20 protein-coding genes are annotated in these 20,522 nt (G+C 59.9%); 7 read left to right on the forward strand and 13 right to left on the reverse strand.

Going from position 1 to position 20,522, the window contains the following annotated elements; all coding sequences use genetic code 11:
• Positions 1 to 5: 5 nt before the first annotated feature.
• The 7 genes from ACP15S_RS10750 to ACP15S_RS10780 form a co-directional block, all read right to left on the reverse strand.
• Positions 6 to 887, reverse strand: coding sequence for a hydroxymethylglutaryl-CoA lyase (locus ACP15S_RS10750; RefSeq protein WP_425039689.1), 882 nt, complete (start codon positions 885 to 887; stop codon positions 6 to 8).
• A gap of 45 nt (positions 888 to 932) precedes the next feature.
• Entirely contained in the window at positions 933 to 1,601 is a 669-nt protein-coding gene (locus ACP15S_RS10755; protein ID WP_425039571.1) for a glutathione S-transferase family protein, read from the reverse strand.
• Entirely contained in the window at positions 1,598 to 1,879 is a 282-nt protein-coding gene (locus tag ACP15S_RS10760; protein ID WP_425039572.1) for a hypothetical protein, read from the reverse strand. Before ACP15S_RS10760 ends, ACP15S_RS10755 begins: the two co-directional genes overlap by 4 nt.
• Positions 1,876 to 3,039, reverse strand: coding sequence for an isovaleryl-CoA dehydrogenase (locus ACP15S_RS10765; protein WP_425039690.1), 1,164 nt, complete (start codon positions 3,037 to 3,039; stop codon positions 1,876 to 1,878). The genes ACP15S_RS10760 and ACP15S_RS10765 overlap by 4 nt, the downstream gene beginning before the upstream one ends.
• Before the next feature lie 135 nt (positions 3,040 to 3,174).
• Positions 3,175 to 3,825 (reverse strand): VPLPA-CTERM sorting domain-containing protein, encoded by a 651-nt coding sequence (locus ACP15S_RS10770; protein ID WP_425039573.1) that lies wholly within the window; start codon positions 3,823 to 3,825, stop codon positions 3,175 to 3,177.
• A 76-nt stretch (positions 3,826 to 3,901) separates the two neighbouring features.
• Positions 3,902 to 5,152 (reverse strand): DegT/DnrJ/EryC1/StrS family aminotransferase, encoded by a 1,251-nt coding sequence (locus tag ACP15S_RS10775; RefSeq protein ID WP_425039574.1) that lies wholly within the window; start codon positions 5,150 to 5,152, stop codon positions 3,902 to 3,904.
• A gap of 65 nt (positions 5,153 to 5,217) precedes the next feature.
• Positions 5,218 to 5,877, reverse strand: a complete 660-nt coding sequence (locus tag ACP15S_RS10780) for an HAD hydrolase-like protein (protein ID WP_425039575.1) — start codon at positions 5,875 to 5,877, stop codon at positions 5,218 to 5,220.
• A gap of 145 nt (positions 5,878 to 6,022) precedes the next feature.
• On the opposite strand from ACP15S_RS10780, the gene glmU reads away from it, so the two are divergent.
• The 3 genes from glmU to ACP15S_RS10795 are packed head-to-tail and all read left to right on the forward strand — an operon-like array spanning position 6,023 to position 9,907.
• Positions 6,023 to 7,375, forward strand: coding sequence for a bifunctional UDP-N-acetylglucosamine diphosphorylase/glucosamine-1-phosphate N-acetyltransferase GlmU (glmU, locus tag ACP15S_RS10785; protein ID WP_425039576.1), 1,353 nt, complete (start codon positions 6,023 to 6,025; stop codon positions 7,373 to 7,375).
• Position 7,376: 1 nt separating this feature from the next.
• Positions 7,377 to 9,197, forward strand: a complete 1,821-nt coding sequence (glmS, locus tag ACP15S_RS10790; RefSeq protein WP_425039577.1) for a glutamine--fructose-6-phosphate transaminase (isomerizing) — start codon at positions 7,377 to 7,379, stop codon at positions 9,195 to 9,197.
• The gene (locus ACP15S_RS10795) at positions 9,194 to 9,907 is read left to right on the forward strand and encodes a DNA alkylation repair protein (RefSeq protein ID WP_425039578.1); all 714 of its coding nucleotides are present in this window, start codon (positions 9,194 to 9,196) and stop codon (positions 9,905 to 9,907) included. The genes glmS and ACP15S_RS10795 overlap by 4 nt, the downstream gene beginning before the upstream one ends.
• On the opposite strand, the gene ACP15S_RS10800 is transcribed toward ACP15S_RS10795, so the two are convergent.
• Entirely contained in the window at positions 9,870 to 10,358 is a 489-nt protein-coding gene (locus ACP15S_RS10800; protein ID WP_425039579.1) for a hypothetical protein, read from the reverse strand. The two genes, ACP15S_RS10795 and ACP15S_RS10800, sit on opposite strands and share 38 nt — an antisense overlap.
• Before the next feature lie 83 nt (positions 10,359 to 10,441).
• On the opposite strand from ACP15S_RS10800, the gene moaA reads away from it, so the two are divergent.
• Positions 10,442 to 11,449 carry a GTP 3',8-cyclase MoaA gene (gene moaA, locus ACP15S_RS10805; protein ID WP_425039580.1) on the forward strand — a complete coding sequence of 336 codons (1,008 nt, stop codon included), beginning with the start codon at positions 10,442 to 10,444 and terminating at the stop codon, positions 11,447 to 11,449.
• A gap of 60 nt (positions 11,450 to 11,509) precedes the next feature.
• Here moaA and ACP15S_RS10810 read toward each other — a convergent pair whose 3' ends face one another.
• Positions 11,510 to 12,307 (reverse strand): glycosyl transferase, encoded by a 798-nt coding sequence (locus ACP15S_RS10810; protein ID WP_425039581.1) that lies wholly within the window; start codon positions 12,305 to 12,307, stop codon positions 11,510 to 11,512.
• 224 nt (positions 12,308 to 12,531) lie between these two features.
• On the opposite strand from ACP15S_RS10810, the gene ACP15S_RS10815 reads away from it, so the two are divergent.
• Positions 12,532 to 12,771: a DUF2934 domain-containing protein gene (locus ACP15S_RS10815; RefSeq protein WP_425039582.1), complete on the forward strand. Its 240-nt coding sequence runs from the start codon at positions 12,532 to 12,534 to the stop codon at positions 12,769 to 12,771.
• A 53-nt stretch (positions 12,772 to 12,824) separates the two neighbouring features.
• Here the strand turns inward: ACP15S_RS10815 and ACP15S_RS10820 are convergent, their stop codons facing one another.
• The 4 genes from ACP15S_RS10820 to ACP15S_RS10835 are packed head-to-tail and all read right to left on the reverse strand — an operon-like array spanning position 12,825 to position 17,362.
• The gene (locus ACP15S_RS10820; RefSeq protein WP_425039583.1) at positions 12,825 to 13,991 is read right to left on the reverse strand and encodes a M20 aminoacylase family protein; all 1,167 of its coding nucleotides are present in this window, start codon (positions 13,989 to 13,991) and stop codon (positions 12,825 to 12,827) included.
• Between the two features lie 3 nt (positions 13,992 to 13,994).
• Positions 13,995 to 15,173: an acetylornithine deacetylase gene (argE, locus tag ACP15S_RS10825; protein ID WP_425039584.1), complete on the reverse strand. Its 1,179-nt coding sequence runs from the start codon at positions 15,171 to 15,173 to the stop codon at positions 13,995 to 13,997.
• Entirely contained in the window at positions 15,170 to 15,541 is a 372-nt protein-coding gene (locus tag ACP15S_RS10830; protein ID WP_425039585.1) for a VOC family protein, read from the reverse strand. Before ACP15S_RS10830 ends, argE begins: the two co-directional genes overlap by 4 nt.
• A complete protein-coding gene (locus ACP15S_RS10835; RefSeq protein ID WP_425039586.1) occupies positions 15,542 to 17,362 on the reverse strand; it encodes an ABC transporter ATP-binding protein in 1,821 nt (606 codons plus the stop codon).
• A gap of 310 nt (positions 17,363 to 17,672) precedes the next feature.
• Here ACP15S_RS10835 and ACP15S_RS10840 point away from each other — a divergent pair, with 310 nt between their 5' ends.
• Together ACP15S_RS10840 and ACP15S_RS10845 are read left to right on the forward strand one after the other, a co-directional pair.
• The gene (locus tag ACP15S_RS10840) at positions 17,673 to 19,373 is read left to right on the forward strand and encodes a peptide ABC transporter substrate-binding protein (RefSeq protein WP_425039587.1); all 1,701 of its coding nucleotides are present in this window, start codon (positions 17,673 to 17,675) and stop codon (positions 19,371 to 19,373) included.
• Positions 19,374 to 19,478: 105 nt separating this feature from the next.
• On the forward strand, positions 19,479 to 20,516 hold the full coding sequence (locus ACP15S_RS10845; protein WP_425039588.1) for an ABC transporter permease: 1,038 nt from the start codon (positions 19,479 to 19,481) through the stop codon (positions 20,514 to 20,516).
• The last annotated feature ends 6 nt before the right edge of the window (positions 20,517 to 20,522 follow it).

Here is a 20,522-nt window from a genome sequence, read left to right on the forward strand (position 1 = left end):
CCTGCCTAAGTGGACGGGCGCCGCAAGGATTGCGCCAAAGCGGCCGCCTCATTCACAATTTTCATATCAAGGCCATGTTCGATCCCGCGGCTCTCCAACAGGGCGGCGACACGTTCCGTCGCGACATTGCCTTTCGCACCGGGGCTGTAAGGACATCCGCCCAATCCCCCCACCGCGGCATCAAAGACGCGCAAACCGTGCTCCAGCGACAGTTCAATATTTTCCAAAGCCAGGCCATCGGTGTCATGGTAGTGCCCCGCAAGCGCCGATGCCGGGACATGATCGACAACGGCCTGAAGCATCTGTTCCACCTGATCTGGCCTGCCCCTTCCGGTTGTATCGCCGAGACTGATTTCATAGCATCCCATATCGAACAGAGCGGCTGCAACACGCGCCGCATCCGATGGCGCCACTGGACCGGAATAGGGGCAATCCACCGCAACTGAAACATAGCCGCGCACCGGCATGCCAACTTCCTGCGCCCGCGCCATGACAGGTGCAAAACGCGCGAGGCTTTCATCGATTGTTGCATTGATATTGGCCTTGGCAAATGCTTCGGATGCCGCACCGAAAATCGCAACCTCCGAGGCCCCCGCATCAATGGCGCGCTCCAGCCCCTTGGTGTTCGGCGCAAGCGCCGCATATGACACGCCGGGCGCCCGGACGATGCCCGCCATGACATCCGCGCTATCGGCCATCTGCGGCACCCATTTGGGCGAGACGAACGACGCGCATTCAATACGTTTGAACCCGGCGCGGCTCAACAGATCTGTCAGAGCGATCTTGTCCGAGGTCGGTATGATCTTCTCTTCGTTCTGAAGCCCGTCTCGGGGACCCACTTCAAAGATCTCGACAAAATTCTCCATGAGCCCCTCCTCTTGCGCCATCATAGGTTTCTTCTGGCCAAAAATACGCAAATCCCACGATTGCCCTCACGCTTCCCAGGCGGGATAGAAGTCCTGGGTGTAGAGCCGTTCCCCGTCCGTCTCAGGCAGCGCTGCCTGGAAAGCCGGGCGCTCGGAAATCCGCGCATACCAGGCCCGGGTTTCGGGAAAATCGTCCAGCCGTGCAAAGTGCTGGCCCATGTAGACCGCCTGCCCCACCGAAACGTCCGCCGCCGAGAACCCTGACGTCAACACATAGTCCCGGTTTTCGACCGGCGTGGACAGACGCGCTTCGATTGCCTCATAGCATTTTCGCAAACGCGCAGCTTCCAGCTTCATCACGATGGGAGAGCGCATTGCATCTTCATAAAGCATAATGTGCTGCTGCGTGAGAGCCGCCACATGCTGGCTGATGGTTTCCGCAAAATGCACCCAGACGAGCCATGCCATTCGATCCGGCTCATCAGGCGCGCGGCCCATCCAGGCCTCGGGGAACCTTTCGCAAAGATATTCGGTGATCGCACCCGTCTCAAACATGCGTTCGCCTTCGATCTCGAGGGCAGGCACGCGGCCTGCGGGTGAGAGCGAGAGGAACTCCGGTTGCCTCAACGTCTTGTCAAACGGGTAGCTGCGCAGTTCAAAGTCGACGCCCAGCTCGTGCAGCAGCCAAAGCGTGCGCATGGAGCGGGATTGGGGACAATGGTGCAATGTAATCATGCTTCCTCTCCGGTCGGTTGTTCCAACTGGCCGTCATGGCCGATGCGATAGGAAAACCGGCCCGCCGCACCCTCGCACAAAACAATAAGCCAGACATCGGCCCTGCGCCCGGGCAAACCCCTGCAATCCGTGAGATCCCCACCCGTCTCGGCGACATATTGCGCGGCGTAAAACGCAATGACCTTGCCCTCGTCCAGAGGCTCTGCACGGCTGAGCAACAGCCCAAACACAGCCCCGCAAGCCGCCAGCGCTGATGCGACGATCCAGACCGCCTTCATCCCATTGCGGCCATCAACTCACGACCCACCAACATACGCCTGATTTCGGAGGTCCCGGCACCGATCTCCATGAGCTTGGCATCCCTGAACAACCGCGCCACAGGCGCATCGGCGAGAAAGCCTGCGCCGCCAAGGGCCTGCACCGCCTGATGGGCCTGCACCATGGCCTGCTCAGAGGCATAAAGGCAGCAGGCCGCCGCATCCTGCCGCGTGACCTCGCCACGATCACAGGCCTTCGCACATTCATAAACATAAGCGCGCGCTGAATTCATCGCCGTATACATATCCGCGATCTTGCCCTGCATCAGCTGGAACGACCCGATGGGCCGACCAAATTGCTCGCGCTCGGAGACATAAGGCATCACCTCGTCCAGACAGGCGGCCATGATCCCCAGACCAATCCCCGCCAAAACAACGCGCTCGTAATCCAGACCAGACATCAGGACCGCAACGCCGCGTCCCTCTTCGCCCAGAATATTCTCAAATGGCACTTCGACATTCTCGAAAATCAGCTCCGCCGTGTTGGACCCGCGCATGCCCAGTTTGTCAAAATGCGGCGAGGTTGAGAAACCGGCCATGGTCTTTTCAATCAGAAAGGCCGTGATGCCTTTGGAGCCTGCGTCCTTATCTGTCTTGGCATAGACCACAAGCGTGTCGGCATCCGGCCCGTTGGTGATCCAGTATTTGTTGCCATTCAGGCGAAAATGATCGTTGCGCTTCTCGGCATGCAGCTTCATCGACACGACATCGGAGCCCGCGCTTGGCTCGGACATGGCCAACGCGCCCACATGGACCCCGCTGATCAACCCCGGCAGGTAGCGCGCCTTTTGAGCGTCGGTGCCGTTCAACTTGATCTGATTGACGCAAAGATTGGAATGCGCGCCGTAAGACAGCGAGACCGAGGCCGACGCCCGCGCAACCTCCTCAATGGCCACCACATGGGCCAGATAGCCCATGCCTGCCCCGCCTTCCTCCTCACTCACCGTGATCCCATGCAGCCCCAAGGCGCCCATTTCCTGCCAGAGCTCCGGCGGAAAGATATTGTCTCGATCAATATCTGCCGCCATGGGTTTGACGCGATCCTGCGCCCAGCGATGCACCATATCGCGCAGCGCCTCCACATCTTCCCCGAGATCAAATTTCATGACCGCATTGAACATCGCAGGCGCCTCCGCATCCCATTTATTGAACACTCGTTCAATAGTAAGGCGTGGCGCGCATTGGGTCAAAGCAAAAGGGCGCACATGTCTGTGCGCCCTTCACTTTGGTGTCCACCGGAAAAAAAAGAGAGGAGATTACGTGCGGCGACGCAGCATCGCCAACCCACCAAGCCCTGCCAAGAGCAGTGGCAGGCCCGCAGGAAGTGGCACAGGAGCAACCGTACCCCATGCGATGTTGTCGAACTCCAGGATCTCCGTCTGCGAGACATTGAAGGTCACGCTGGAGAAACCGCCGGTATCGATGATGCCGAAAAAGCCGGCCCCCGCGTTCGTGACGGGCACAAACAGATCCGACAGACTGTTGCCGCCATCGTCGCTGTAGTCAACAACTGTGGAGGTTTGGTCGAACGAGGACCAATCAATCCCAAAGGCATTGATTGTGGAGGCGAAGGTGAAGGTGACAGAGCCATTGCCCGAAAAGCCAAGACCTTGCACACCTTCCGTCCGCGTGAGGCTATTGGACCCGAAAAGCGTCAGTCCGCCGCCGCTATGGGTCAGCGTGAAATCGGCGAAGGTCAATGTGTTGCCAACCGCACCTTGCAGCCCCTCAAAACCCTCTGAGGATACAGGCGATCCGACTGCCGTTTGCCAATTGCTACGCTCGGTTTGCAATGTGCCAAGGCCGGTTGGCAATACATCTTCTGCCGTAAATGTGGTCGTCGCTGCTTGCGCCATTCCAGCCAGGCCGATCATAGCGACGGCCAAACCTACGGAATACAATTTCATAATTCTCTCCTTCTCAAGTCGATAACAGAATCACTTCTACGGTGCAGAAATACTGCAGCTTGGGGCAATCCCCAAATCAGCCGCCAGTTTCAGCCTTATTTTCGCCCGATTGATAAACAATCCCTGTTTCCGCGCGAATTATGCGCGCGATTTGGGCACAATCCTCAAGCGTGAAGGTCAGTGGGACACGGATATCCACCACGGCGGCTAAAACCCGATCCGAAGCTGGCATCGGCTCGGAAGGCGCGTAACGCCAGTGATCGTATTTGGACGTAAACGCCACCGGCGTCTCAGCGCCGAACCACTTGAGCTCAACGCCGCGCGCACCGCAGCGCGACACAACCTCCTGCACCTTGTCCCCGCTCCAATCGAGGAGCAAAAACTGAAAAGAAGAGCCCACGATGCTTTCTTCTCCTGGTCGCTCGACAATGGTCAAACCGGGAACGTCGCGCAGGCCGGCCTCCAGAACGCGATACCGCTCATTCCAGCGCGCCACCTGCCGGTCAAGATCCTGCAATTGCGGGCGCAGAATTGCTGCGCGCAGATTGTCCATCCGCCCCGAGATATTGGGCGTGTCGTATTTCACGCGCTCAAAAACCTCAGGTTCGGGCGCCGCGAGATGGCGTTCGTAGAGCATGTATGAGCCAGACAGCAGGATCATGCGCGCTGCCAGATCGGCATCATCGGTCACGATCAGCCCGCCCTCGCCGGAATTGACGTGTTTGTAGGTCTGACACGAATAGCACCCAATCGCCCCGACCCGCCCAGACGGCACGCCGCGCCAGGCCGCACCCATGGTGTGCGCACAATCCTCGATCACGGCGATATTGGACGCTGCGCAAATCTCCATCAGCCGATCCATGTCACACAGATGCCCGCGCATATGGCTCAAAAGCAGGACATCGGCCTGATCCGCCTTGGCCGCCAAATCATCGAGATCGATGGTCAGCGCTTCTGTCACCCCGACAAAAACGGGCTGTGCGCCAATCGCGGCAATCGCACCGGGCACTGGCGCCAGCGTGAAGGCGTTGGTCAACACCTTGTCGCCGGGCCCCACGCCCATAGCGCGCAGCGCCGTCGCCATGGCATAACCTCCTGACGCCACCGCAAGGCAGTATTTGGCACCAGTCTGTGCGGCAAACTCCTGCTCCAGAAGGGCCGTCTCCGACAGCTCTCCCGGGCCCGTGTTATAACGATGCAAACGCCCCGATTGCATGACGGCCACAGCCGCCGCAATGGCTGTCTCCGGGATCGGTTCCTGCTGAGTGAAGTTTCCCTCAAAACGCTCGGCGTGATCGGGCGCGACGGGTATGTCGTGGTCTTTCATCGTCTCTTCCCTGTTTCTGCCCCTGCCACGTCAAGCGCCGGGCGGGGCCGGTCGGGTTCATGCCTTCACGGAACCAATTGCGCGGCCAGAGCAGGCAGGTCGGAATAATCGTGCAAAAGCCCCTCTGGCGCAAGCGCGGCCATATCCTCGCCTGATGGCCCGAAGGTCACCAGAATGGACGGCACGCCTGCCGCCGCAGCCGTGTTGCGATCTGTATCGCTGTCCCCCACAAGGCAGGTCCGCTTTGGATCGCCATTCAGCCGACGCACCGTTTCCACAAGAGGTGCCGGATCGGGTTTGCGAACAGGCAATGTATCCGCGCCAATGAGCGCACCAAATGCCCCGCGCGCGCCCAGCGAGGTCATGAGCGCTTCGGCAAGCCCTTCCGGCTTGTTGGTGCAAATGCCCACGGCAAATCCGTGTGACTTGAGTGTCTCGACCGCCTCCATGGCGCCATCATACAGGAAAGTGTGCTGGTCCAGCGCGGCGCCGTAGGCCTCCAGCAGTGGTTGATACCACCGCTCCACCTCGGCCTCATCACTGCGCCCCAAACGAGCAAGCCCCGTGCGCAGCATCATCTTGCCGCCTCGAAGCGCAATGCCGGCATCCGGTGGCCCCAGCACATCGCCATGCCCCATTTGCCGAAAACAGGCATTGGCCGCAGCCAGCAGGTCCCCGGAGGTATCTGCCAGCGTTCCATCGAGGTCAAAAATCACACTGCGCAAAATACCCTCCCGGCAAGTCCATGCCCAATTCATGACAAAGTGACATGAGATGTGACGCAAGCCCCTCTTGCAGGCAAGGCGGCAGACGATAAAAGCTGACGCTGAGCAAAGTAAAAACGACACAAACACGCTGAGACACACAGATATGGGCCTTCATCTCGTTATTTTGGCAGCCGGCAAAGGCACGCGCATGCGCTCGGACTTGCCAAAGGTGCTCCATCAGGTGGCCCATGCGCCGCTCCTGATCCATGCGATGAAGGCGGGCGAGGCGCTGGACCCGCTGAGCACGATCATTGTTGCGGGCCATGGCGCGGAGGCTGTCGAAACGGCCGCCAAAGCGCACACTCCCGATGTCCAGGTCGTTTTGCAAAACGAGCAATTGGGCACGGCCCATGCGGTAGATCAGGCGCGCGCCCAATTGAAGGATGCTGAGGGAGATGTTGTCGTGCTGTATGGCGACACGCCCTTCATACAGCCCGAGACCATCGCCCGCATGCAGGAGGCGCGCGCGCGGCATGATATCGTTGTGCTGGGCTTTGATGCGGCCGATCCCGGCAAATACGGCCGCCTTGTCATGCAAGGCGAGCGGCTTGAGCGCATTGTCGAGTTCAAGGATGCCAATGAGAGCGAACGCGCGATCTCCTTTTGCAACTCCGGTGTGATCCTCGCCCCGGCCAAGGTGATGTTTGAGCTTATCGCCGAGGTTGGCAATGACAATGCCTCTGGCGAATACTACCTCACCGACCTGCCTGCTCTGGCCCAAGCGCGCGGGCTCTCGGCAACCGCCGTGGCCTGCGATGAAAGCGAGACTTTGGGCGTCAACTCGCGCGCCGATCTGGCCGCCGCGGAAGAGGCCTTTCAGACCAGACAGCGCGCGACGCTCCTCGAAATTGGCGTGACATTGAGCGCGCCTCAGACGGTTCATCTGGCCCACGACACACTCATTGGCCCCGATACGATTATCGAGCAACATGTTGTCTTCGGCCCCGGCGTGACGGTGGAAAACGGCGCGCATATCCGCGCCTTCTCGCATCTTGAGGGCTGTCACGTCAGCCGCGGCGCCATTGTCGGGCCCTACGCGCGGCTGCGCCCCGGCGCGGAGATCGCCGAACACGCGCGGATTGGCAATTTCGTTGAAATCAAGAACGCAGAGATCGCCGAAGCCGCCAAGGTCAACCATCTGACCTATATCGGCGACGCCCGCGTCGGCACCCGCAGCAACATCGGCGCAGGCACCGTGACATGCAATTACGACGGCGTGATGAAACATCATACCGAGATTGGCGCTGACACGTTTATCGGCTCGAACACGATGCTCGTCGCCCCTGTCCGCGTCGGAGATCGCGCCATGACAGCGACGTCGTCCACGATCACAACGGATGTGCCCGATGAGGCCTTGGCAATCGGGCGCGCAAAACAAACCAACAAAGCCGGATTGGCCGTCAAGCTCTTCGAGATGCTGCGCGCCAAGAAAGCCGGTCAGGTCAAAGGCGAGTAACATGTGTGGAATTGTCGGATATCTGGGCAACAATGAAGCGGCGCCCATTCTCGTGGAAGCGCTCAAGCGGCTGGAATATCGAGGCTATGACAGCGCAGGCATCGCGACGGTCAATGACACGGTTCTCGACCGCCGTCGGGCGGTGGGCAAACTGGTAAACCTGTCCGATCTGCTGGTCCATGATCCCCTGCCCGGCAAATCAGGCATCGGGCACACACGCTGGGCCACCCATGGTGCGCCCTCGGTCACAAACGCCCACCCTCATCGCTCGGGCCCGGTCGCGGTTGTGCACAATGGCATTATCGAGAACTACCGTGAATTGCGCGCGGAGCTGGCCGAGCATGGCATCCCCGCCCAAACCGAGACCGACACCGAAACAGTCGCTTTGCTGACCCAACAGCATCTCGATGCCGGCATGAGCCCGCGAGACGCCGCTTTCGCGACCCTTGATCGCCTCGAAGGCGCTTTTGCGTTGGCCTTTCTGTTTGACGGTGAAGAAGACCTGATCATCGCCGCGCGCAAGGGCTCGCCTCTGGCCATTGGCCATGGCGATGGTGAGATGTTCGTAGGCTCTGACGCGATTGCGCTTTCGCCGCTCACGGACCGGATCACCTATCTGGAAGAAGGCGATCGCGCGATCCTAACGCGTTACAGCCTCGACGTGATTGATGAAGCGGGCCGGCGCGCCAACCGCATGATCAAGACCGTCTCCATCGACAGCGCATCGGCGGACAAGGGCGGCTACAAACACTTCATGGCCAAGGAAATCGCAGAGCAGCCAACGGTCATCCAAAAAGCGCTGCAAGCCTATACCACGACCGACGGCGGCCTGACGTTCCCCGACGGTTTGCCGGACTTCGCAGATGTAGACCGCGTTCTCATGGTCGCCTGCGGCACGGCATTTTACGCCTGCCTGACCGCCAAGTACTGGTTTGAACAGACCGCCCGCCTGCCCGTGGAAGTCGATATTGCGTCGGAGTTTCGCTACCGTGAGCCCCCGATCCCGGCGCGCACGCTGGCGATCTTCGTGTCTCAATCGGGCGAGACCGCCGATACGCTCGCGGCGCTGCGCTATGTCGAGGGCAAGGCCGAGAAGATCGTCGCGGTGGTCAATGTGCCCGAAAGCTCCATTGCGCGGGAAAGCGATGTGGTTCTGCCGATCCATGCCGGCGCCGAGATCGGTGTGGCCTCCACAAAAGCGTTCACCTGTCAGCTGACGGTGCTTCTCTCCCTGGCGTTGCGCGCGGCGACTGACCGGAAGGAAATGACGCAAGACGCGCTCTCCGATACGCTCAGCCAGTTCCGCATGCTGCCCGGGCAGATCAACGATGCGCTGGTCATGTCAGGCGATGTGCAGGCGGTCAGCGCGGAGTTGGCGGAGGCGCGCGATGTCTTGTTCCTGGGTCGTGGCGTGATGTATCCTCTAGCGCTCGAAGGCGCATTGAAGCTGAAGGAAATCAGCTACATACACGCCGAAGCTTATGCATCAGGCGAACTCAAACACGGGCCCATTGCGCTCATTGATCCCAGCGTTCCTGTTGTGGTGATGGCGCCCACAGATTCTCTTTTCGACAAGACAGTTTCCAACATGCAGGAAGTCATGGCGCGCGCCGGGCGTGTGCTTTTGATCTCCGACGCCGAAGGGATCAAAACGGCAGGTGACGATGTCTGGCGGAGCCTCGCGGTGCCGTCTGTCCCGCCCATTCTGGCGCCGATCCTTTACGCGATCCCGGCGCAATTGCTGGCCTATCACACCGCCATCACCAAGGGCACGGACGTGGACCAGCCGCGCAACCTCGCCAAGTCTGTCACCGTGGAATGACCTTTGGCGCGACGGAAGCCCTCGCAGCGCTGGACCCGCATGTCATCCCCGGCAAAGCAGAGGAAATGGCCGCCTATCACAAGGTGAACCGGCCCTATCTGGGTGTTGCCAATCCGGTTTTGGACGAAAAGGCCCGGGAATGGCGGCGCAGCTTGTCGGTTGAGGCACGCGTGTCTCTGGCGCGCGATCTATGGGCAACAAACATCCATGAGGCGCGCATCCTTGCAGCCAAATTGCTCACCCAAGCCCGGCTGCGGCCCGACGCCGAGGCCTGGGCGCTGATCTGCGATTGGGTGCCCAGTTTTGACGCTTGGGCTGTGGCCGATCACGCCTGCATGGCCGGTCAACGCAGGCTCACAGCCGATCCCTCCCGCCTCGATGAGGTCGCGCTCTGGACCACGTCTGAGCATATGTGGACCAAACGCGCGGCCCTTGTGATCACTTTGCCCTGGGCGAAATTGCGCAATCCCAAACCCCATGAGAGCGCTGCACAGGATCGTATACTCGGCTGGGCCGCGGGCTATCTCGATGACAAGGCCTGGTTTATCCAAAAGGCCGTTGCCTGGTGGGTCCGCTACATGTCCAAACACGATCCGGAGAAAGCCGCAGCCTTCATTGACACCCATGGCGCGCGCATGAAGCCTTTCGCCCGCAAGGAAGCGGGGCGATTGCTCAATTCGCGAACACCTGAACCTCCGGCAGACCCGTAAGCGGCGCTCCGATCAGGCGCATGGCCGCCAGGGACAACCGGCTCCCGGCTGTTGCGGGCCCCTCGATAGGTCGCAGGGTCACGGCGGAGGACTTGCCGTTGTAGACGACGCGCCCTTGCGTTTCTTCGCGCACAAGCGGCGTTTCCAACCAGAAACCGGGCTGCGCGGGATCCCCCAGAGAGGCCACGCTGGTGCCCAGATCGCGCTCCTGTGCGACGGCAGGCGTGGCGGCGGCCGCCGCGCGGTCTTCGGCGCTTGTCGTGTCAAACTGCTCGGCGGTGCGCGCATTGACTGGCGGTGCGGGAGGCGCGGTTATGTCGAGGCTCTCAGGCCGGGCCTGCGGGCGCAGCTCCGAATCAACTTCGGGTTTGACCTCCGGCGCCGACGCGCGAGGGGCAAGCTGGGCACATGCGCACAGGGCAATAACAGGAATCCAGACAAACTGTCTCATTCCTCAGCCTTACGATTTTGCCTTCGGGCCTTCAATGATGCTTTGTGCTTGCCGGAGGAAACAGCGGTCCTTAGCTTGTAGATATGACAGAAAAACTCATTGATCCATTCGCGCGCCCGATTTCCTATCTCCGCGTCTCTGTGACAGACCGTTGCGACTTCCGCTGTGTCTATTGCATGTCGGAGAACATGACGTTCCTGCCCAAGAAGGAACTTTTGACGCTGGAGGAACTTGACCGGCTCTGCACGGCGTTTGTGGATATGGGCGTCGAGAAATTGCGCATCACCGGCGGCGAGCCTTTGGTGCGCCGCGAGATCATGACCTTCTTCCGCGCCATGACCCGGCATCTGGACAGCGGCGCCCTGCGCGAACTGACGTTGACGACCAATGGCTCGCAGCTGGAGCGCTATGCCCAGGACCTCTGGGATGCAGGCGTACGGCGCATCAACATCTCACTCGATACGCTGGATGAGGCAAAATTCTCCGACATCACGCGTTGGGGTCGCCTCGCCCAGGTCCTCAAAGGGATTGATGCCGCGCAAGCCGTCGGGATGCGGGTCAAGATCAATGTGGTGGCCCTCAAAGGGTTCAACGAAGACGAACTTCTGCCCATCACGGAGTGGTGCGCCGAGCGGGATATGGATGTGACTTGGATTGAGGTCATGCCCATGGGCGACATCGGCAACGAGAACCGCCTGGATCAATATTGGCCCCTCAAAGATCTGCGTGCCCGGCTGGCCGAGCATTACACGCTCACCGACCTGCCTGAGAGCACCGGCGGCCCTGCCCGGTATGTCCGGCTTGAAGAGACAGGCCAGAAAATCGGCTTCATCACGCCCCTGACCCATAATTTCTGCGAAAGCTGTAATCGCGTGCGCCTGACCTGTACGGGCGAATTGTTCATGTGCCTTGGGCAGGAGGACAACGCGGACCTGCGCGCCGCACTGCGCAATCATCCAGAGGACAATGCCCCGCTGGAAGACGCTATCCGTGCCGCCATCCTGCGCAAGCCCAAAGGCCATGATTTTGACTATTCGCGTCAACGGCTTGATGGGCAAATGACACGTCATATGAGCCATACCGGCGGCTAAGCGACACCTTCGGGATTTGCGTATTTTCAACCAGAAGAAGCCGACATCGCTTGATCTGGCTTACGCCCATTGTGCGCCGAGGTCGTCCTTCGTTCGCGTGATCCAGTGATCTGCCAGCCAGGAGCAAGGCTTTGAGCGCCGTATAATGGATCCCGAATACCCCGTCACCGCGTCCGACATTTTTGGCCGTCCATGGAAGCACACGACACGCGCCTCGTCGGGCAGCGTCGGAGGGCGCAGGTAATTGGTTGGGAACGGGTTGCAATCGTATTTGAAGCTCACGACCCAAGGCTCCGGAATATAGGCGAAAGCGTCACGATCCATGCCTTTGTGCGACGTGTAGCGCTGCTCCGAGCCGCGCGCCTTCTCGACTTCGGCATAGGGGTTTGCAGCAAGATCGTCGTAGAGAAAGCCGTGCACCGCCGGATCGAAGCGAAAAACGGACCCATGCCCTGTTGGACGTCCTTTGCGCTTTTCCGTCCAGTCATGGCGCATCGCGATCTTGCCCGGCGCCATGCTCCAGATCGGCGCCAGATCACCTGTGATGACGACATCCAGATCGAAGCCAAGCACAGGACCCTGCAGGTCCGGCACGAGACCGGGCTTGAACAGCGAAACTTTCCGCATCGCGCCCTGCCTGTTGGCCACGGCAAGGGCCTGCGCCATGGGCTCGGCAAAGGGCTCGACAGGCAGGTCCAAGACTTCGATGTCAGGATGCAGCCCATCGGCATGTTCCGTCATGCACATGAAGCGAATGTCATGGGCGAGATTGCGACGCACCCCGGAATAGAGCCTGTTGACATATTCAGGCCCGAACAGCGTGCCCCACTTGATACACATGATGTTGGCTTGCGCCATGTCTTGCCCCTTGTCGGCTCTTGTCACGGCCCGTCTAGCGCGGTTCCGCGCGACACGCCAGCATGCCGCAAAACAGGCATGTTTGATCCGGATGCAGATTCCCCTGTTTTATTGGCTTGCCAAGACTGGCCTCGCTGAAGTAACCCGTTAGCGTTAACATTGCTGCGCCGCAGCATATATAGCTACCTGGAGGACCCATGAGCACCAAAGACATTACCGACGCGATGATCGCGGAAGCTGCATTTTACATCTGGCAAGAAGAGGGGCAGCCCGACGGTCGGGCAGACGCGCATTGGACTCAGGCAATTGAGCGCCTGAAATCCGCACAGCCCACGCCAAAGGCCCGCAAAGCGCCTGCCAAAAAAGCAGCGGCGAAACCAAAGGTGGCATCCACCAAGGCAAAAGCGCCCGCAACCCGCAAAAAAGCAGCGAGCAAATCCAAAGCAGAAGCGACCGCTAACTAAGAGGTTGCAGTGCCGGGGGCCACGCGCCGCGCCCCCGGGACAATCACCTGAGACTACTGCGCCGCGGGCATGCGTTGCTCAACGATTTCTGCCCACCATGAGCATCCCGCAGGAATTGCCTCATCGTTGAAGTTGTATTCAGGATGGTGGACGGAAGCGCTATCCCCGTTGCCGACGAGAATGTAAGCGCCAGGGCGTTCTTCCAGCATGAAGGCGAAGTCTTCGCCCCCCATGACCAACGGCGCTTCATCACATTGGCCCGAGACAGAGGCGGCGACTTCTGCGGCAAATGCAGTTTGATCCTCATGGTTGACCATGACCGGGTAGCCACGATGATACGTCACTTCAACCTGCCCGCCAAAGGTCGCCGCGATCCCGGCGCAGATTTCCTTGATGCGGCGTTCAGCAAGGTCGCGCATGGCGGCAGTCATCGTGCGCACGGTGCCTTTGATATGAACACTCTGCGGGATCACGTTGAAGGCTTTGGACGAGGTCTCAAAGGACGTGGCGGAGACAACGATACGATCCACCGGATCGGCGTTGCGGCTGGCAATCGTTTGCAGGGCGAGGATCGCCTGCGCGGCCATTACGGTTGTATCCACTGTTTCCTGTGGCTTGGCGGCATGGCCACCTTTGCCTTCAAAGACGATGTCGAACTGATCCGTCGCCGCAAAAAACGCGCCAGACCTAATGGCAAAGGAGCCAACAGGTTTGCCGGGCCAATTGTGCATCCCGTAAACTTCCTGGATGCCCCAACGGTCCATCATGCCATCATCACACATCTCCTTACCTCCGCCGCCGCCTTCTTCGGCGGGCTGGAATATGACCACAACAGTGCCATCAAAGTTTCGCGTCTCGGAGAGGTACTTGGCCGCGCCCAGAAGCATGGCCGTGTGCCCGTCATGGCCGCAGGCGTGCATGGCGCCGGGTGTCTTGGAGGCATAGTCGAGCCCTGTGGCCTCGAGGATCGGCAGCGCATCCATATCAGCGCGCAGCCCGATGACCTTGCCGGTGGTATCGGATTTTCCCTTGATCACTCCCACAACGCCCGTACGGCCAATGCCTTCGACCACCTCTTCGCAGCCAAACGCGCGCAGCTTTTCGGCGACAAGCGCGGAGGTGCGGTGCGTCTCGAAGAGAATTTCCGGGTTTTCATGCAAATCCCGACGCCATTCGGTGATTTCAGCCTGCAACTCGGCAAAACGGTTTTTTACTGGCATGCGCTACTCTTCCCCTTGCAGCAATGTGATGAGTTTGCGGAGAAAGGCCTCGCCTGCCTCCATTTGCGATATTTCGATGAATTCGTTGGGCTGATGCGCTTGCGCGATATCGCCCGGGCCGCACACAACAGCGGAATAGCCCGCCTCCTGGAATTGGCCGGCTTCTGTGGCGTAGCTCACGACATGGGTGCCATTGTCGCCCGTCAACTGGCGCACGATGGCCTCCGCTGCACCATTTTCCTCAGGCACCAAGGGAGGCACATCGAAGAAACGGCCCAGCGTAATCGATGTATCGGGATGCACCGCGCGCATCGCTGTGCGCACCTCCTGAACCTTCGCCTTGTAGCGTGCTTCCAACTCGGCGGGATCATCGCCCGGCACCACGCGCAACGCCATGGCAAAGCTGCAGTCTTTTGCTGTGATGTTATGCGCTGTGCCGCCTTCGATAACGCCGACATGCCAGGTCGACCAATGCGGGTCGAAATCCTGTGCCAATGGGTGCGGCTCTGCGGCCGCCGCAGCAGCGTTTTGCGCATTGGCCCAGGCCAGGAGCTCCCCGGCCTGCATCACGGCGCTCACTCCCGTGTGCATGATCGAGCTGTGTACCTCATGGCCACGCACATGGGTCTGCCATCCAAGCCCGCCTTTGTGGCCCGTGACGGCAGACAGGCGCGACGGCTCGCCCACAATCACGGCAGACGCTTTGGGCAACACTTCTTGCATCGCCTCGATCATTGGTGGCGCGCCCGTGCAGCCGATTTCTTCATCGTAAGACAGGGCCAGCTGGAGAGGTGTGCGCAGGTTCGCGTAGCGGGCTTCGACAAGCGCCCAGATCGCCAGCGCATCGAACCCCTTCATATCGCATGTCCCGCGCCCGAAAAGCTTGCCGTCTTTTTCCACGACAGTGAACGGATCGCTGACCCAATCCTGACCGTCAACAGGCACAACATCGGTGTGCCCTGACAACACGACACCACCCGAGATATCGGGTCCGACATGGGCAAAGAGTGCCGCCTTTTCGCCGCCCTTGTCCAAATACCTGTGAGACACGATGCCATGGGATGCCAGATAGGCCTCAACCCAATCGACAAGCGGCAGATTGGTATCGCGACTGACGGTCGGGAACGCCACGAGCGCTTCCAGAATGGCGCGCGGTGACAGACGTTCAGGCGTGTCACTCATGTGATTGCCTCACCAAAGAAGACCAAAGTGCAATCCTCGTCATAGATATGGAATTCCCGCTGCCCATAGGCTTGATTGAAGGGCGCGCGCACGCGGTCCGATTTCAGTTTATCTAGGCGTGGTTTCATCTCAGCAAAGACAGCATCGAGGTCTTCCACATCGATATAGATCGAATTTTCGCGGTCAGGCGCGGTCAGATCGGTGTCATCATCGACCATGATCAGGCGCAAGGCGGCCTGATCCCGGCGCAGGAAGGCGTAGTTGTCCTGGCGAAACCCCAAAGTGAAGCCAAGAATCCCCTCGTAAAAGCCAATGGCCCGATCGAGATCTGCGCACAGGATAAACGGTGTCAGCTGCGTCAGGCGCATTCAATAGCCGCTGTCGGTTGTCAGAATGAAATGCCCCGGGCCGACATTCTCGTATTCCGACGGCGCGGGATCATACTCGAGGGGATGGATCGGAGACGGGATCGGTTTGAAATTCAATTCCGTCTCGGATTTGCGCCGGCGCGGATCTGCGATGGGGACGGCTTTGATCAACGCCTGCGTGTAGGGATGCTGAGGGTTCTCGAAGATGGCGGCGCGCGGGCCAAGCTCGACGATGCGCCCGAGATACATCACGCCCACATTATGCGAGACCCGTTCCACCACAGCCATGTCATGCGAGATAAACAGGAAGGACAGCTCCAGCTCCGCCTGCAATTCCATCATCAGGTTCAACACCTGCGCCTGCACCGACACATCAAGCGCGGAGACGGCTTCATCCGCGATGATGAGCTTGGGATTGAGCGCGAGCGCTCGGGCAATGGCAATCCGCTGGCGTTGGCCGCCCGACAGCTCATGCGGATAGCGGCGCATGAACGAGCGTGGCAATTCCACGCGATCAAAGAGCATCGCGATGCGATCCTGCATTTCGGAGCCAGATGCCACGTTGAAGTTCTGCATCGGCTCGGCGACCTGATCCATCAGCTGCATCTGCGGATTGAGGCTTGCGAAGGGATCCTGAAAAATCATCTGCATATCGCGGCGCGCTTCGCGCAACTCGCGTTGATCCAGCGCCATAATGTCTGTCCCGGCCAGATCAATCTGGCCTGAATTGGGCTCGACCAACCGCAGGATGGACCGGCCCGCCGTCGACTTTCCGCACCCCGATTCCCCCACAAGGCTCAGCGTCTGGCCTTTGTTGAGTGTAAAGGAGACATCTTCCGTGGCATGCACCTGCGCAACCGTACGGCGGAAGAACCCGCCCTTGACAGGGAACCGTGTCACGAGGTTCTTCACGGTCAAAAGCGGCTCATTGGTTCCCGGGATCGGCTCGATCTTCTGATCCTCAACCCCGAAGAGCTTCATGGGCTCAGGCAAGGGCTTGCCCTTCATCTCGCCAAGTTTTGGCACCGCTGCGAGAAGCGCCTTGGTGTAGGGATGCTGGGGCGCCTCAAAAATCTGGGAGGCCGGCCCCTCCTCCACCTTCTCGCCCCGAAACATCACTACAACCCGGTCCGCCATCTGCGCGACGACGGCCATGTCATGGGTGATAAACATCACGGCTGTGCCGGTTTCCCGTTTGAGCCGGTCCATGAGCGCGAGGATCTCGGCCTGAATCGTCACATCCAGCGCGGTCGTAGGCTCATCGGCAATCAGCAAACGCGGCTCGCAAGCCAGCGCCATGGCAATCACGACCCGCTGGCGCATGCCGCCAGACAGCTCGTGCGGGTATTGCGAGATGCGGCGCTCAGGTTCGGGGATACGCACCTGTTTAAGCAAATCAACCGCGCGCGCTTCGGCATCGGCCTTGCTCATGCCTTTATGCATGCGCAGACCCTCGGTCAGCTGCCGTCCAATCGTGAACACAGGGTTCAGCGCCGTCATGGGCTCCTGGAAGATCATTCCGATTTCATTGCCACGAATCTGGCGCATCATCTCCTGTTCGGTATCGGCCAAATCGATCTGACCGCCCTCCCGACGATCAAAGAGCAGCTTGCCGCGCGCAATCGTACCGCCGCCAAACTCGATCAAACGCATGAGAGAGAGCGACGAGACCGACTTGCCCGATCCTGATTCACCCACGATGGCCACAGTCTCGCCAGGCGCCACGTCAAACGAGACGTCCTTCACGCCGGCGACAGTGCCATCCTTGGTCTGAAATTCGACGCGAAGATTTTCGATCCGGGCGATTGAGTTATCCAGCACGCGCGCACTCCCTGTTGCTCTTGTGACGCTAGTGCGCGTGCGTTCACGCGTCAAACACCTTCCCGGTGTCACACGCCCCGAGCTGCGCACCGACGCCTTGATCTTGAGCTTTGACCGCGCTTTCCCGAAGATAAGGTGCATCTCAAGGCTTGCAATTTTGGGTAATCCTGTTTCGATAGCGGCATGGATCGGGAGTTGTGTGCGCAACGGTTGGAAACCGCCGTGCGTTGCAAGCGCCCGAAACAAAATCAAAAAGGCCACACACCGGCGCACTACTCACGCCAAAAAATGGTCCAACACGGAGATCAACATGACGATCAAAACAGCCCTCATGGGTGCAGCCGCAGCGCTTGCACTGGCCCCTGCGGCCTTTGCCGAGCGCGGCAGCGATGGCCAGGTCAGCATTGTCTACTGGCAGGCCCCATCCATTCTGAACCCCTTCTTGTCTGGCGGAACGAAAGACGTCGAATCCGCGTCGATGATCATCGAGCCGCTGGCACGCTATGACGAGACCGGCACATTGGTGCCCTGGCTCGTTGAAGAAATTCCCACAGTGGAAAATGGCGGCGTCAGCGAAGACCTGACCTCCATCACCTGGAAGATCACGCCCGGCCTGAAATGGTCAGACGGTTCGGATTTCACCTCCGCAGACGTAAAATTCACCTATGAATACTGCACACATCCCGAAGGCGGTTGTGCACAGGTGACCAAGTTCGAAGGCGTCACCTCGGTCGACACGCCCGACGCCACCACCGTTATCGTGAATTTTGGCGGCCCGACGCCAAACCCTTACGGTCCCTTCGTTGGCGGTGAGAGCCCGATCCTGCAAGCCGCTCAATTCGCCAATTGTCTGGGCGCTGCGGCCTCCACCTGCACAGATCAGAACTTCATGCCCATCGGCACAGGCCCCTTCGTTGTCACGGAGTTCCGCCCCAATGACGTGATCACGATGGAAGCCAACCCCAACTACCGCGATCCTGCAAAGCCCGCCTTCCAGACGGTGCTCTTCAAAGGGGGCGGAGATGCCACGGCGGCCGGCCGCGCGGTCATGGAGACAGGCGAGTTTGACTACGGCTGGAACCTCCAGCTGGCCCCAGACGTCATCGCCAAGATGCAAGAAGGCGGCATGGGCACGCCAGTGGCGGGCTTTGGCCCGCTGGTCGAACGCATCATGCTCAACCAGACGAACCCATCGCCCGACCTGCCGGAAGGCGAGCGCTCCACGGCTGCGCAGCCGCATCCGTTCCTGCGCGAGCCTGCCGTCTACAAGGCCCTGTCCATGGCGATCGATCGCCCGCTTCTCGTGGAAGTCGGATATGGTCAGGCCGGTAAGGTTACGTGTAACTGGGTGCCTGCACCGGAAGCGTTCAACTCCACCTCCATGAGCTGCGACCAACAGGACATTGCGGGCGCCAATGCGCTTCTCGATGAGGCCGGTTTTGTCGACAGCGATGGCGACGGTGTCCGCGAGGCCAATGGCGTGCCGATGAAGATGCTCTATCAGACATCGACCAATGCCGTGCGTCAGGACTTCCAGGCGCTCATCAAGCAGTGGTGGTCTGAGATCGGTGTCGAAGTCGAGCTGCGCAACATCGATGCGTCGGTGTTCTTCGGTGGCGACCCCGGCTCGCCCGATACGTTCCAGAAGTTCTATGCCGATGTGCAGATGTACGCCAACACCTTCAACGGCACAGATCCACAGGCCTATCTCGGCAATGGCCTGTGCGACAAGGCACCCCGCCCTGACACCCAATGGCAGGGTGAAAACATCTCGCGCTTCTGCATGCCGGAATACGATGCCCTGCATGCCGAACTGCAAAAGACAGCCAATTTCGAAGAGCGTGCCCGGATCGGCAAAGAGCTCAACGACAAAATGGTGCAGAACGGCGGCATGATCCCGCTTGTGCACCGTGGCCGTCTGTCTGCCCACGCCAACAGCCTTGGCGGCGTGAAGCTCAATGTCTGGGACAGCGAGCTTTGGAATGTGGCCGATTGGTACCGTATCGATTGATGCGGTGGCCCGCGGCGTAACGCTGCGGGCCCAACCAGACCCAGCCCCTGCGCGCACCCTACGTGCGGGCGGGGCTTCCTCCAGAGACATGACCCGAGGCGTTAGATGCTGACCTTCACGATCCGTCGCACCCTTTTGGCGATACCGACGCTTCTGTTCATCTCTCTTGCAATCTTCCTGCTCCTGCAATTGGCGCCGGGCGATCCTATGGCTCAGGTGCCGCTGACGGTACCCGCCGAGGTCAAGCAAAAGATGCGCGAAGCCCTGGGGCTCGGCGCGCCCTGGTATGTGCAATACTGGAAATGGCTCGTGCAGATGTTCTGGATCGAGCCCAAGGTGCTGATCGATTATCTGACGTCCTCGTCCGCCTTGCTCGGCTGGCTGCCGGACACGGCGCTCTATCAGGGCGAGTTGCGCGTGATCTCCTGGCAAACGCGTTCGCCGGTGATGGATATCGTGATGCAACGCATGCCGCAGACGCTATGGGTTGTAGGCGTGGCCTATCTCGTGGCCATCGTGATCGCCCTGCCCATCGGCATCTATTCCGCCTACCGGCAATATTCGACCTTCGACAATGTGGGCACCTTCGTGTCGATGATCGGCTTTTCCATCCCGCCGTATTTTACCGGGCCGCTGCTCATCGTGATCTTCGCGGTACAGCTGCAATGGTTCCCCTCGGTCTACAACACGGTGCATGAGGTCGTGGATTGGGACAGTTTCGTGGTCCAGCTCAAACAGATGTTCCTGCCCGTCATGGTGCTGGCTCTGCAGATCACTGCGCAGCTCAACCGCTTCATGCGCTCCTCGGTGCTCGACAATCTCAATCAGGATTACGTCCGCACCGCCCGCGCCAAGGGCATGCCCGAACGGGTCGTGCTGCTGCTGCATGTGTTGCGCAACTCGATGATCCCGGTTGTCACGGTGATTGCTCTGCAAATCCCCAACATCTTCGGCGGCGCCATCATTACAGAGGTGATCTTCAAGGTGAACGGGATTGGCCAGCTGCTCATCACGGCGCTCTTCGCCAATGACCTGCCGATGGTCATGACGCTGACCTTTATCTTCGCTTTCCTGATCGTCCTCTTCAATATCATCGCAGACGTGCTCTACGGCCTGCTTGACCCCCGCATCAGATATGAGTGATCCGCT

The organism is Primorskyibacter sp. S187A, assembly GCF_049800955.1.
GTDB lineage: Bacteria > Pseudomonadota > Alphaproteobacteria > Rhodobacterales > Rhodobacteraceae > JAKVBH01.

Bases quoted from the DNA above. Each gene is read 5' to 3' on its own strand.
- ACP15S_RS10830 (WP_425039585.1), bottom strand. From the start codon at position 15,541: ATGCGCCTGACGCAGCTGACACCGTTTATCCTGTGCGCAGATCTCGAT.
- argE (WP_425039584.1), bottom strand. From the start codon at position 15,173: ATGAGTGACACGCCTGAACGTCTGTCACCGCGCGCCATTCTGGAAGCG.
- ACP15S_RS10800 (WP_425039579.1), bottom strand. From the start codon at position 10,358: ATGAGACAGTTTGTCTGGATTCCTGTTATTGCCCTGTGCGCATGTGCC.
- moaA (WP_425039580.1), top strand. From the start codon at position 10,442: ATGACAGAAAAACTCATTGATCCATTCGCGCGCCCGATTTCCTATCTC.
- ACP15S_RS10810 (WP_425039581.1), bottom strand. From the start codon at position 12,307: ATGGCGCAAGCCAACATCATGTGTATCAAGTGGGGCACGCTGTTCGGG.
- ACP15S_RS10795 (WP_425039578.1), top strand. From the start codon at position 9,194: ATGACCTTTGGCGCGACGGAAGCCCTCGCAGCGCTGGACCCGCATGTC.
- glmS (WP_425039577.1), top strand. From the start codon at position 7,377: ATGTGTGGAATTGTCGGATATCTGGGCAACAATGAAGCGGCGCCCATT.
- ACP15S_RS10750 (WP_425039689.1), bottom strand. From the start codon at position 887: ATGGCGCAAGAGGAGGGGCTCATGGAGAATTTTGTCGAGATCTTTGAA.
- ACP15S_RS10765 (WP_425039690.1), bottom strand. From the start codon at position 3,039: ATGTTCAATGCGGTCATGAAATTTGATCTCGGGGAAGATGTGGAGGCG.
- ACP15S_RS10845 (WP_425039588.1), top strand. From the start codon at position 19,479: ATGCTGACCTTCACGATCCGTCGCACCCTTTTGGCGATACCGACGCTT.
- ACP15S_RS10770 (WP_425039573.1), bottom strand. From the start codon at position 3,825: ATGAAATTGTATTCCGTAGGTTTGGCCGTCGCTATGATCGGCCTGGCT.
- ACP15S_RS10840 (WP_425039587.1), top strand. From the start codon at position 17,673: ATGACGATCAAAACAGCCCTCATGGGTGCAGCCGCAGCGCTTGCACTG.
- ACP15S_RS10820 (WP_425039583.1), bottom strand. From the start codon at position 13,991: ATGCCAGTAAAAAACCGTTTTGCCGAGTTGCAGGCTGAAATCACCGAA.
- ACP15S_RS10815 (WP_425039582.1), top strand. From the start codon at position 12,532: ATGATCGCGGAAGCTGCATTTTACATCTGGCAAGAAGAGGGGCAGCCC.
- ACP15S_RS10775 (WP_425039574.1), bottom strand. From the start codon at position 5,152: ATGAAAGACCACGACATACCCGTCGCGCCCGATCACGCCGAGCGTTTT.
- glmU (WP_425039576.1), top strand. From the start codon at position 6,023: ATGGGCCTTCATCTCGTTATTTTGGCAGCCGGCAAAGGCACGCGCATG.
- ACP15S_RS10755 (WP_425039571.1), bottom strand. From the start codon at position 1,601: ATGATTACATTGCACCATTGTCCCCAATCCCGCTCCATGCGCACGCTT.
- ACP15S_RS10760 (WP_425039572.1), bottom strand. From the start codon at position 1,879: ATGAAGGCGGTCTGGATCGTCGCATCAGCGCTGGCGGCTTGCGGGGCT.